The sequence below is a fragment of the uncultured Winogradskyella sp. genome (assembly GCF_947496485.1).
GTDB lineage: Bacteria > Bacteroidota > Bacteroidia > Flavobacteriales > Flavobacteriaceae > Winogradskyella.
This window is the reverse complement of sequence record NZ_CANMCZ010000002.1, coordinates 546,011-558,934: the sequence shown is the minus strand read 5'-3', so window position 1 is coordinate 558,934 and position 12,924 is coordinate 546,011. Positions and strand designations below refer to the sequence as shown.

The 12,924-nt window shown below is 32.1% G+C and carries 13 protein-coding genes; 3 read left to right on the top strand and 10 right to left on the bottom strand.

Annotated elements, in window-relative coordinates:
* Positions 1-229 precede the first annotated feature (229 nt).
* From Q0822_RS10250 to Q0822_RS10235, 4 genes are all read right to left on the bottom strand, one after another.
* Positions 230-982, bottom strand: a complete 753-nt coding sequence (locus tag Q0822_RS10250) for a hypothetical protein (protein ID WP_299123175.1) — start codon at positions 980-982, stop codon at positions 230-232.
* Positions 983-1,317: 335 nt separating this feature from the next.
* A complete protein-coding gene (locus Q0822_RS10245) occupies positions 1,318-1,815 on the bottom strand; it encodes a hypothetical protein (RefSeq protein ID WP_299123173.1) in 498 nt (165 codons plus the stop codon).
* 158 nt (positions 1,816-1,973) lie between these two features.
* Entirely contained in the window at positions 1,974-3,296 is a 1,323-nt protein-coding gene (locus tag Q0822_RS10240; RefSeq protein WP_299123172.1) for a hypothetical protein, read from the bottom strand.
* The gene (locus Q0822_RS10235; protein WP_299123171.1) at positions 3,293-3,835 is read right to left on the bottom strand and encodes a hypothetical protein; all 543 of its coding nucleotides are present in this window, start codon (positions 3,833-3,835) and stop codon (positions 3,293-3,295) included. The genes Q0822_RS10240 and Q0822_RS10235 overlap by 4 nt, the downstream gene beginning before the upstream one ends.
* A gap of 289 nt (positions 3,836-4,124) precedes the next feature.
* Here Q0822_RS10235 and xerA point away from each other — a divergent pair, with 289 nt between their 5' ends.
* Positions 4,125-5,192 (top strand): site-specific tyrosine recombinase/integron integrase, encoded by a 1,068-nt coding sequence (xerA, locus tag Q0822_RS10230; protein ID WP_299123170.1) that lies wholly within the window; start codon positions 4,125-4,127, stop codon positions 5,190-5,192.
* A 59-nt stretch (positions 5,193-5,251) separates the two neighbouring features.
* Here xerA and Q0822_RS10225 read toward each other — a convergent pair whose 3' ends face one another.
* Genes Q0822_RS10225 through gcvT form a run of 4 tightly spaced genes read right to left on the bottom strand, consistent with a single transcriptional unit; the run spans position 5,252 to position 8,335 of the window.
* Entirely contained in the window at positions 5,252-5,998 is a 747-nt protein-coding gene (locus tag Q0822_RS10225) for a YebC/PmpR family DNA-binding transcriptional regulator (protein ID WP_299123168.1), read from the bottom strand.
* Positions 5,999-6,053: 55 nt separating this feature from the next.
* Positions 6,054-6,341: a 4a-hydroxytetrahydrobiopterin dehydratase gene (locus Q0822_RS10220; protein ID WP_299123166.1), complete on the bottom strand. Its 288-nt coding sequence runs from the start codon at positions 6,339-6,341 to the stop codon at positions 6,054-6,056.
* A 52-nt stretch (positions 6,342-6,393) separates the two neighbouring features.
* Positions 6,394-7,224 (bottom strand): sugar nucleotide-binding protein, encoded by an 831-nt coding sequence (locus tag Q0822_RS10215; RefSeq protein ID WP_299123164.1) that lies wholly within the window; start codon positions 7,222-7,224, stop codon positions 6,394-6,396.
* Between the two features lie 28 nt (positions 7,225-7,252).
* Positions 7,253-8,335, bottom strand: a complete 1,083-nt coding sequence (gcvT, locus tag Q0822_RS10210; protein ID WP_299123163.1) for a glycine cleavage system aminomethyltransferase GcvT — start codon at positions 8,333-8,335, stop codon at positions 7,253-7,255.
* A 191-nt stretch (positions 8,336-8,526) separates the two neighbouring features.
* On the opposite strand from gcvT, the gene Q0822_RS10205 reads away from it, so the two are divergent.
* Positions 8,527-9,789 (top strand): putative DNA modification/repair radical SAM protein, encoded by a 1,263-nt coding sequence (locus Q0822_RS10205; RefSeq protein ID WP_299123158.1) that lies wholly within the window; start codon positions 8,527-8,529, stop codon positions 9,787-9,789.
* Positions 9,790-10,560, top strand: a complete 771-nt coding sequence (locus Q0822_RS10200; protein ID WP_299123156.1) for a TIGR03915 family putative DNA repair protein — start codon at positions 9,790-9,792, stop codon at positions 10,558-10,560.
* Positions 10,561-10,563: 3 nt separating this feature from the next.
* Here the strand turns inward: Q0822_RS10200 and Q0822_RS10195 are convergent, their stop codons facing one another.
* Positions 10,564-12,276, bottom strand: coding sequence for an FAD/NAD(P)-binding protein (locus tag Q0822_RS10195; protein WP_299123154.1), 1,713 nt, complete (start codon positions 12,274-12,276; stop codon positions 10,564-10,566).
* A gap of 66 nt (positions 12,277-12,342) precedes the next feature.
* Complete coding sequence (locus tag Q0822_RS10190) at positions 12,343-12,819, bottom strand: hypothetical protein (RefSeq protein ID WP_299123152.1); 477 nt, start codon at positions 12,817-12,819, stop codon at positions 12,343-12,345.
* Positions 12,820-12,924 lie beyond the last annotated feature (105 nt).

Genomic DNA, 12,924 nt, shown 5'->3' with positions numbered 1-12,924 from the left:
CAGTCAGCATTTTTTGTCTAATTTTTCTAAAGAATTTTATCATTGGTTAATGGTTGGTTATAATGAAGCACAACGGTCTCGTATAACCGTCAGTTACGGGTTAAATTAGCTTTTTTTTCGGTTAAGTACTGACTTTAGCAATTCCAAGTGGATTCGGACGTAGTCGAATCCGCCGTAATTGCGGTTATACATTGTTGTGCTTTCGTTATTTATTAAAAGTATCTTTAAATTATTTATTCGTTAGCAATTCTAATGTTAGAGTCAAAATTTCATTTAACTTGTTATAATTTGCAATAAGGTCTTCATTATAAATCATTCTGCTTATTATTAAATTCTCAAATTCTTGATCCTCTAACATTTTCAAATTATCATTTTTATAAATTTTGGAATTGCCTATTTGCGGGTTTTGATTGAAAAAACCAATCATGCCATTTCTGTAGTTATAAGCTTTATTCAAATAAGGTATGAAAAAATCGTTTAAATCTTGATTAGCAATCCGTTCGCGTTCAGAAACATGTTTGTACATCGTATTTAATTCGTAAATGGATTGTCTTAGAGAATCGGAATCAATCAATGCTAAGTCTCCATTCTCTCTACCTTCAATAAGAGTGTTCATATTTAAGTTTAAATGGTAATCATAAATATTTACACTTACTAAGCTATCAATTTTTCTATCTATATCTTTTGTGTTTTCAGTTCCAATAATTGAAATTAAATCTTCTGTTACCTTAAGATGAGATTGATATTTCTGTAAGTTTTCATTAACGTTTAGAATATTACCTTCCACTTGTGATTTCATTTGCTCAATAAAATTATCAGCACGAATATTTTCTAACCTTTTAATATTCCAATTGTTTATTTGAAGTGCTAATAAAATTCCGATTATAACAAGAATGATTTCCCCAATGGCGTATTTAAAATACTTTCCAGTCTTTCCTTCTGAAAGTAAATTTTGTCTTATTCTTCTAAAGAATTTTATCATTGGTTAGCGGTTTCTGATAATGAAGCACAACGGTCTCGGCTATGAGTAGTTGCGTGGTTTAGCACTTAACTTTGCAAGTACACACCAAGTTGGAAATTCCGCAGGAATTTCCAAAGTAGGCGAGAAAAAGCAATTACTTATAGCCATTGTTGTAAACAGTTATTTTTTATTTTCATTTATTGAATATTCCGTGTATTTGTCATAAGCCATTAAGTCAAAAACTTTTGATTGACCGGTTTTTAACCATCTTTTGTAAATCAGCTTTCCATTCATATACACGTAAAGTTCATTGTCCCTTGTTTCTTTAGTAAATACCATAATACCATAAATCCAATTTAACAACCGCAATACATATCAATTTCCGTATTGTTTTCAGTTTCTTTAATTTCAAAATAGCAACCAGCTCCATCGTCAGTCGGTCCAAATTTGGTTTTCTCCGAATTCCATCCGTGTTCTATGTCCATTGGCGAACTTTTAAAAATTAATTCAACCCATTGGATTAAGCTTTTTTTGTTGGTTTTCGGTAAAGTCAGTTTTGTTGTTATTCCGCCAGCTTCTCTACATTGTTCTTCCGAGTATACAATTCCATTTTCAAATTTTTGGTTAAAAGCGCAAATGCTAAAATCAGGATAGTCATACTTTTTAACTTCTAATTTTTCAGATTCCGTTTTATAGTTCCGATTTAGATATAGGTATGTCACGTCTTGCGTATAATTCGTCTTTTTCAATTCCGCATTCAGTTCCTCAACATTTGGTTTTTTCAGCTCAAAATCTTGTGCGTTACCGAAAATTGGTAAAATCAGAAATATTAATATTGCGAATCTCGATTTCATAATTGTTTACAACGTGTTTGTGTATGGTTAGTTGCGTGTTTCAGCAACTAATTTAGTAAACAAAAACGAACGCGAGAAAATTCCGAAGGAATTTTCCAAATAAGCACTTGCCAAAGCAATTAATTATACACGGTGTTATGTGCTGGCTTTCTAGGCTACTATTTCTTAAGTGAATCAGTATCGTTTATCAATTTCTTAATGAAACTGAAATCAGCTTCTTCAGAGTCATTCTTTTCTTTTTTGTTAACCAAGTAAATAATTTTTTTATATAGTAAATCACTTAAGTTGTTTAATCCAGATTGGTATTCGGTATCTGTTATTTCAACATCAAAGTCTGGAAATGAAAGTTTAAATCCATTAGTTGAATCGAAACTTATGTTTAATATTATTTCTTCGTTTAATATTATTGGGGAATAATCTTTAGAATGGATTTCCTTTATAGATTGGTCAAATTCATAAGCTTTTAATTCTTCACGGAAAATAGTTTTCTTTGAAACTCTGCCAGAATTTAATTCTCTAGTATGAATTATTGAACTTTCAAGTTGTCCAATATCTTCTTTACTAAGTTCTTGAATTGGAAGTAACTTTTTCTTTTGGTCATTAGCAATTTTTGGAACAAATACTTTACTGAAATTCTCAGTGTCATAATATCCAACTTTATAATGAGAGTTACGAGATTTGATTTTTGTTAAAGGTCTAAAAATTTGATTAATTTCTTCTTTTGAGTAACCTTCTTTCAAAACCTTAATATCCTCATCTTTTAGTGGGTTTGTGAAAATGTTTTCATGATATTTTTTAATGATATTAGATTTCAGAGCAACAATTTTTTCGTCTTCTCCAGGTCTGCCAATAAAATCATTAGCTATTGAAAATTTAAAACTACCATAAGAAGAACCGGTTACTAATGGATTTGTTAGTCTTTCAAATTCTTTTCCTGCTTCTTCTGAATAATCTAAATCACTAGTAATTCTTTTAAATGTCGAAGAAGCATAGGATTTTAGAGATTTTAAAAAATTACTACTAAAATCTCTAATCATATCTAGACTAACTGAACCACCAAAAGAACCAATTGAAGGTTCTAATACATAATGAATACTTTTTTGACGTAGTATACTTAAATAGTTATATTCAGAACTCGCTACAGTTTGGGACATGTTCTTTAGAGAAATTGCAATTTCTAAAGCGTCATTTAATTGGCTTTTTATTAATTCATCTTTACAGTTAAGCAAACCAAAAAATATAAATTCTTGTGCTTTATCAATTAACCCAGCTTTTAAATTTAGAAATGCAGCACTTCTAATTAAAACACTTCTTGTTGGTTCATGCTCTGGTTTGTCAAAATAGAATTCAGCAACTTGGCTTTCTAAATTTGCAGCTTTGGTAAATAGCTCAAATGCAGAAGAATGATTGTTCTCAATTGCAGCTTGTTTAGCCTTAAATGAAAAATCCATCGCTTGTTGATGTATTAATTTTGGTTTCATTTATGCGTTTCCTTAACGGTTTTTGGTTGACTAAATAAAGATACAATAACAGATGATGATTTATCTTTTTTACCACCTCTGTTTATTTGAGCATGTTTTATTTTTATTCTATTTTTTAATGTATTTGTAGCTGATTCTTTAAGTATTCCAGAAACTTCAACATAATGAAAGTCGTCCAAAAAATTTAAATCATCATCATCAGGTTCATTCTCTTTAAATCTATAATCAACTCCATCACCAATTTCAGATTGTTCCACATATCCATAGTTAGACAAGACTGACATTACGAAAAAGGCTAATGCAACTCCTCCATGATTTGCCATATCAATTTCTTCTTTCATAGCAGCTTTGGAAAAGTCAGAATCCCATTCCAATATTGCTTCTTCCTCTTTTTTGTCAATTAAGAAGTTAATTTTTGCAGTTGAATCTTTATGAAATTTATCTAAAGCAACAGCAGCCCATTGGTTTCCAACAATAATTTGTTCTTTTGTTGGTCCTGTTAAGGTTGTTAATGTCTGATTTAGATTGTATTTGTTCATTTAAGCACAACGCCTTTTTAAGTTTTTAAATATACTTATTTAATTTTCTTTTTTTAATAACTTTTAAACTAGAATATTTTACCAAAGGTTTTTGTTAGTCGATTTGGCCAGCTTGCACATAACACATAAATATACGAAATTAAATATACGCAATACAATATTCAATAATTTTCAAACTATGCTTTAAAACAGGGATTTTAAACTAATAATTGTATTCGTATTTTATATATCAAAAGCTTGTATTGCGTATATTTACTAAAATTATGATATACAGAAAACGAATAGTATTATGGAGTTGAATAAATATACGTTTCTACCAGGTGTTCACAATACTAAAAATGTGATATGGATAAATTTTGAATATACTTTAGAGTTAAAATATAACTTAAGACAGCGGTTCCCTTCAGCAAAGTGGAGTCAAAGTCAAAAATGCTGGTATTTGCCAGACCTTGCTTCAGTGCGATCTGCTTTGGGTCTAAGCCAAATTGAAATAGGACGTAAGCTCATAGAGAATATACATGTAATAAATCATAAGGCTTTTACTGATTTTATAAATCAATTGCAGCTAAAAGCATATAGTCCTAATACCATAAGAATGTATTTGTCAGAGTTCGCCCATTTGCTCATAATTCTTAAGAACCATAGTGTTGATGATTTAGATGAAAAGCGTATAAAAGATTACTTTCTTTACTGTGTTAAAACTCTAAAAATGAGTGAACGCAAAATGAATGGCAAAATAAATGCTATTAAGTTTTATTTCGAAAAAGTGAGACATCAACCTCAAATGTTTTTTGATATTCCTAGACCTAAAAAGCCAGTTGCTTTACCAAAAGTATTAAGCAAACCTGAAATAAAACGCATATTTGATCAAGTACAAAATCCAAAGCATTTATTAATGCTTAAACTATGTTATGGTATGGGTTTGCGTGTTAGTGAGATTGTAAATATAAGAGTGGAGCATATAGATAGTGAAAGAATGCAAGTATTAATTGCAGGTGCAAAAGGTAAAAAGGATAGATATGTTAATCTACCAGAAAGTGCTCTTAATGCTTTAAGAGAATATTATAAAGAAAATAGACCTAAAGATTGGTTGTTTCCGGGTCAATATAGTGGCGCGTACAGTCCAAGAAGTGTACAAGCTATTTTTAAAAGAGCTATGACTAAAGCAGGTGTAAAAAAGAAAATTGGTGTACATGGTTTACGCCATAGTTATGCAACTCATCTTTTAGAAAGCGGTGCAGATATGCGATTTATACAAAAACTGTTAGGTCATTATAGTATTAAAACGACATCAATTTATACACATGTTTCTAAATCTAGTATTACAGCAATAAAAAGCCCTTTAGATACACTTTAAATAAACTGCAATAAAAAAGAGGGCAGAAGCCCTCTATATATTTTATATATCATTTAATGTTAGTCTGCTGTCTCTTCCATAGTATGATATACATTCTGTACATCATCATCTTCTTCAAGCTTTTCTATGAGTTTTTCTACATCTTCCACTTGTTCTGGAGTCAGTTTCTTTGTCACTTGTGGTATGCGCTCAAACCCAGAAGAAATAATCTCAATTTTATTCTCTTCTAAATAAGCTTGTATTTTACCAAAGCTCTCAAATGGTGCATAAATCATTATACTAGTTTCTTCATTGCCATCAGCATCTTCATCAGTGTCTTCAAAAATTTCTTCTACACCAAAATCAATCAGTTCTAGTTCTAATTCTTCCAAATCAAAGTCATTATCCTTAATTTTAAAATTACAGGTATGATCAAACATAAAAACAACTGAACCAGAAGTACCTAAACTTCCATCTGTTTTATTAAAATAAGAACGAACATTGGCAACAGTGCGTGTGTTATTGTCTGTGGCCGTTTCAATAAGTATAGCTATACCATGCTGTGCATAACCTTCAAAAATGACTTCTTTATAATCTCCTTGTCCTTTTTCACTCGCTTTCTTAATAGCACGTTCTACATTATCCTTTGGCATGTTTACAGATTTGGCATTCTGTATGACAGCACGTAGGCGAGAGTTACTATCAGGATCTGGACCACCTTCTTTTACAGCCATTACAATATCTTTACCTATACGAGTAAAGGCTTTGCTCATGGCAGACCAACGTTTCATTTTTCTTGCTTTTCTAAATTCAAAAGCTCTTCCCATAGTATGTGTATTTTAGTTTGGGTAAATTTAAATAAATATGTGTTTTTACAAAAGTCTATTCGTCGGCTTCGACAATGGCTTCAATAGCTTCGGCTAATTTAAAATCTTTGTTGGTAACACCATCTGCATCGTGTGTGGATAACGAAATTTTTAAAACATTATACACATTGCTCCAATTTGGATGATGATTTTGTGCTTCGCACTCAAAAGCAATTCTGCTCATAGCACTAAAGCAATCTTTAAAATTATCAAACTCTAATTCCACATGTATGGCATTATCGTAATAATCCCATTCTGGAAAGTGTAATAATTTCTTTTCTATTGTAGATTCGTCTAATTTCATAATATAATATTGATTAGTGGAAAATTAAGAAATAATAAGAATTATGCCAAGCTTATTTCTGAAGTTCTTCCAAAACTTTCTGACTTGTAATTTGAAGATGTTTTGGCAATTTGTTAAACTTCGGAAGTACTGCTAAATAGCGATCATCATTGGTAGTAAAAACGTGTTTTAGCTGCACTTTTTCTTTAGATACAAACGACACAATGCTTTTTATAAATTCATCGTGGTGAACTAAATCTGTACTGCCCAGATGAAAAACACCATATTTATTCCGGTTAATGATATAATGAATTTGTTGTGTTACTTTTTTGTCTAGAGTAACATTCATTATAAGATTAGGGAAGATTTCTACCGATGCGTTTTCAGAAATTAACTGTTTTATTTCCTGAATCCTTGGACAATTAACACCAAATACCATCGGAAGTCTTATAATAGCCACTTGTTTTTTGGGCAAGCGTAATAAAAGATTCTCTATCTTAATTTTAAAATGCCCATAAACACTATGACTTAAAGTTTTATCGAGCTCATAACTTGGGTATTTGCTATACGCATCAAAGGCATTTGCAGACGATAGAAAAATAATTTTACAGCCTGTTTCTAAAACATATTCTGCAATATGTTGATGGGCAATAGTCTGCGCATGAAAGTCGCCACGGAGTGCAGAAATAATAACGGAAGGTTTGCAAGCTTCTAAAATTTCATAAACATCATCTTCCTCAACATTGTATTGAAAAAACTGTTTATTATTTTCATACGCTGCCCGAGGTGTACGATACGTTCCAAAAGTTCTAAAATAAGGGCCTAATTCTTTATAAATAGAATGCCCAATATAACCACTGGCTCCAAGTATAAGTATGCGATGTTTTTGTTCTCCGTACTTCATTAATCTTCCTAACGCAAATAATAGCTATTTAGCCTTTATAGAATGGTAATTTTACAACTGTAGCAGGTATTGCTTTTTTACGAACCTGAATGTTTATTTTGCTATCAACTTTAGAGAAGACTTTAGGTACATAACCTAAACCAATTCCTACTCCTAAACTTGGACTCATGGTACCAGAAGTTACATTCCCTATAGTTTTTCCACTACTATCAACGATATCGTAACCTTGTCGTGGAATACCACGATCGTCTAACTTAAAAGCTACCAGTTTTCGCTCTGGTGTACGCTCTTTTTCGGCTTGTAATGCTTCACTATTTGTAAACGCTTTATTGAATTTACAAACCCAACCTAGACCAGCTTCAATTGGCGAAGTGGTATCATCAATATCATTACCATACAAACAATAACCCATTTCTAAACGTAATGTGTCTCTTGCTGCTAAACCAATAGGTTTAATACCATAATCTGATCCTGCTTCGAATACTTTATCCCAAATTTGTTTCACTTCAGAATTTTTACAGTAAATCTCAAAGCCACCACTACCAGTATAACCTGTAGCAGAGATAATAACACGTTCAATACCAGCAAAATCTCCTACCACAAAATTGTAGAATTTTATATCAGCTAAATCATGACTAGACAAAGATTGCATAGCTTCAACCGCTTTTGGACCTTGTATGGCTAATAATGAATAAGCTTCACTTAAGTCGCGCATGTCTGCTCCAACATCGTTTTTAGATGAAATCCAATTCCAGTCTTTTTCAATATTACTTGCATTAACCACTAGTAGATAAGTTTGATCTTTAATTTTATAGATAATTAAATCATCTACAATACCACCATCATCATTTGGTAAGCAACTATATTGTGCTTTGCCAATTTCTAATTTAGACGCATCATTACTAGACACTTTTTGTATTAATTCTAAAGCATTAGGGCCTTCAATTAAAAATTCACCCATGTGAGAGACATCAAAGACACCTACCGCTTTTCTTACAGTTTCGTGCTCTGCATTAACGCCTTCGTATTGTACAGGCATATTATAACCAGCAAAGGGAACCATTTTAGCACCAAGTGCTATGTGCGCAGAGGATAAGGCAGTGTCTTTCATTAATAACGATTTTTAATTTTTAAGATGTGCAAAATTACATAAATTTTGTGGCTTATACTCTAACTCATAAAAAGTGATTTATGTTTTTAAAAGATATGCATTTAACATTAATTACTATAAATAGTAGCAATAAATAGCTATAATTAATAGTATTTTTGAATTTTAAAATTCAAACAAAAATTTATCCCAAATTGTCATTTCAAAGAATTCAAGAAAAGCTTAAGATTTTAGCAGATGCGGCTAAATACGACGTATCATGTTCCTCAAGTGGAAGTAAACGCGCTAACACTAATAAAGGATTAGGAGATGCCACTGGTATGGGTATTTGTCATTCGTATACAGAGGATGGTCGCTGTGTTTCTCTATTAAAAATTTTACTAACCAACTATTGCATTTTCGATTGCGCTTATTGTGTGACGAGAAAAAGTAACGACATTAAGCGTGCTGCTTTTAAAGTACAGGAGGTAGTTGATTTAACCATCAATTTCTACAGACGAAATTATATCGAAGGTTTATTTCTCAGTTCTGGTATTTTTAAGAATGCCGATTACACCATGGAGCGTTTAGTGGCTGTTGCAAAAAAATTGAGGTTAGAAGAAAACTTTAATGGCTACATTCATCTTAAGTCTATTCCAGGAGCATCAGACGAGTTGATGCGAGAAGCGGGTTTGTATGCCGATCGGCTGAGTGTAAATATTGAAATTCCTACAGAATCTGGTCTAAAAAAATTAGCTCCAGATAAAAAGCGTGAAGATTTCATAAAGCCCATGGTAAAGGTGAAAAATGAAATCATTCAGTACAAATCTGAAAAAAAAATTATTAAAAGTACACCAAAGTATGCTCCAGCTGGTCAGAGCACTCAAATGATTATTGGAGCTAGTGGTGAAAATGATTTTCAGATTATGCAAACCTCTAATCATTTTTACAAGAATTATAATCTAAAGCGTGTATATTATTCTGGCTATGTTCCGATAAGTTATGATGAGAGATTGCCGAAAATAGGGAGTGATGTTCCCATGCTACGTGAAAACAGATTATACCAAACCGATTGGTTAATGCGGTTTTATGGTTTTAATGTCAATGAAATATTAAATGATAAGCATCAGAATTTAGATTTGGATATCGACCCTAAGTTAAGCTGGGCCTTGCGCAATCTCCATGAGTTTCCTATCGATATTAATACCGCTGATAAACGCATGCTTGCCAGAGTACCAGGATTAGGCATGCAGTCGGTCTATAAGATTTTGAACGCTAGACGATTTAGAAAATTAAATTGGGAACACCTAAAGAAAATCGGAATCGCACTAAACAGAGCGCAATATTTTATACTATGTGATAGCAACCAGTTTGAAACAAGAGATTTAACCTCTGAAAAAATTAAAGGTTTTATTCTACAGAATTCTACGAGCAAATACCGAAAAAGTTTAAGCAATCAGTTGAGTTTATTTGGGTAGATGCAAAAGAAGAATTTAATATACGATGGAACTTTTGATGGATTCTTAAGCGCAGTTTTTTATGTTTTTGAGCATAAAATAGGTGACGTTAGTATTAGAAATGGATTTGATGTTCAGGAAACTATGTTTTCCGAAAATGAAACCATCATGAGTGAAGAGGCTAAAGCAAATCGTGTGTGGAAAGGCCTAAAATCAAAGCTATCAGCTCAAGGAAGTTATCACATATATTATGCATTTCTAAGCGAAAAGCCTGGTGTCGAAAATGTATTACTCGATTATATCCGCTATGCATTTGAAAACACAAATGCAGATAAAGATTACTCACATCCTTCAGTTTTAAAAATTGCTCAAATTGCTAAAATGGTAGGTCGAGAAAAGCATCGCATGGAAGCATTTGTGCGTTTTAGGCTGACAAAAGATGGTATCTATTTTGCCAGTATAGAACCAGATTTTAATGTATTGCCAATAATTCTGAAACATTTTAAACGTCGCTATGCTGACCAAAAATGGGTCATTTATGATATAAAACGTCACTATGGCTTATTCTATGATTTAGATACCGTTGATATTATCAATATGGATTTTCCAGCAAATTTTGATTTTACTAAAACCAATTCTGATTATTTTGCTGACCAAGAGTTTGAATTTCAAAAGCTATGGAAAGATTATTTTAAGGCTACAAATATAAAATCCAGAAAAAACATGAAGCTACACGTGCGTCATGTACCAAAACGCTATTGGAAATATCTTAGCGAAAAACAACCTGATTAAAATTTAGAGCTTATCTACATATGCTTTAGACCAAGTTTCAATACGCGGACCAAAACATTCTAAAATTGCATCAACACCAATAACACTACCTTTTGCTAATCGCCCTAAAATGGCCAGATTAAGCTTATCTACGTTTTCTTGCGTCACAACATAACCGTCTTCAGTCGTTTCGATACCGAGTTTAGAATGAATAGGTTGAATAACATCGTCTTGAAGCAATGTTTTTATAATTTTCGATTTAACATTTAGCAATTTCGGTGCATCCAAAACGCTATTAATCATAACCGTTGTTGTTATAGTCTGGTTTTTATTATTGGTCAATTTCCAACCGTTATCGCTCAATTCTATTTCTGGATCTTTAGTGAAATCTAAACTCAAGATATCAGCATCTACTAAAGCAAGTATTTGTTGCATACTTTCAACTGGTGGTCCATAAGAAAAGCGTTTACTGCGTTCATCTAAATTAATAACAGATTCTACTATTTCATCTTTTACTTTAGCATGAGAAAAAGACTTATACAGAGATGGCTGACAATGACGCCAAACCTGCCAAACACAATAATCTAAGCTAGCAGGAGACTTGCCCAGTGCCATTGCAATGTAATTTTCAATGAGCTCATAAGTAGTAACACTTTGATCCTGCAATAATAAATGATCGTATGCTTCTGAGTCTAGAAATTTGAAAATAATATGTTCAATCTCTGAGGAATTATATTCATGCTTAACGGCCTTTTCTTTTAAATCAATAAATACACGAGCTGCAATTTTTGCGATTGGTTCTATTAGAAAGGAGATGTCGTTAACAGTAGATTTTTTCTGCGCTACAGCTTGTACTATAGTGCTAAATGTGTTTAATTCGCTGGTTGTAGGTTTATAAAGATTATCAATATGTTCATTAATGGGTTTTGGTCCTAATGGTAAACCATCTAAAGAAAACGGAATCAGCTTTAAGTTTTGCTGATTTACCTTATAATAAACACTTTTTAAGGTTGTATTGTCTACAACTTTAAAGTTACCAAAATCATTAATGGCGAGGTAGCGCATCGCATCAATCATGGCTAGGCCAAAGCCTCTAATACCAATAGTAATATTGGTTTTGTTTCTTAGTTCTGCAAATTGTTTAACAGGGTAGAGGTCTTCAAAAACATACAATGATTTTTTGTTTTTGGCATAAGATGTCCATTCTGCTAATTGATCAGACACCTTAGTTAGTTGGTGACCTATAGTTAAAAGCACATCGTCAAAATATAATGTATCATCACCTACTTGTATTGAACATAAGTTGTTCTCAAAATTTATCTGCTTTACTTTTTGATTAATAGTTTTAAAAGAATCAAGCCTTTGAAGTGCGTTTCGCAACGTTTCAAAGCGATCTTTGAGATATTTTCCCAATTGATTTCTTGGTGGAAATACATCAGGTACCATAGAAGTTTGTGAAAAGTCAGCCCATTCGTGGTAAGATGGAAATTCGTCTATGCCTATGTTAGCATAGTTGATTCTTGGTCTTAATTTTAAGCCTTCTAAAGCGCGCTCAGTAATGTTCATCCAATTAGAGTCAGGTTGATCTGTAAACCAGACTGATCCTGAGCCAGGCTCGTTAGATTCTTCAAAAACGTAAATTTCTATTTCATTATTAGAAAGTGATAGCGCTTGTATCAGCATTTCTAGCGCATATAAACCACGTGGTCCTAAGCCAATAATAGCAATCTTATTCATAAATCCGAAGATAAAAAAACCACCCTATAAAAAGGTGGTCTATACATTAAATATTTGTTTCAATTATTAGAATTGATATCTAACACCAAGGGCAATATCAAAATCTAAATCATCTCTATAATCTCCAAAACCAAATTCTGGTCTAAAATCTAAAGAAAGTAGTAATGGAAAATCAAAACTGTATTCAATACCAATATCTCCAGCTGCAAATATAAAGGTTTCACTATCGATATTGCTGTTGTCAAAACTAACAGATCCAACACCACCACCAACACCAGCATACCAATTAAAGTCTCCATCTAATTGCCAAACCCATTGGTAGAGACCAGTAAGTTGGAAAGCATTTATAGAACTTCTACTTCTCCATCCTAAATCTACTTCTAATCGATTATTGTCACCAAGAGCACGTTGATATGATATTTCTGTTCCTAAACCATCATTATCACCAATTCTTAAACCAATAGCATTGTCTGCTATATTTTGTGCATTCATAAATGCAAAACTTGCAAAAACTGCAAAACTTGTTAAAATTAATTTTTTCATTGTATTACGTTTTTTATTGATTTCAATATTGTTTGCAAAAATAACGCCAAAACATATTTTATATTAGATTTCTTTATAGTTTTATAAACATATTTATCCACCTTA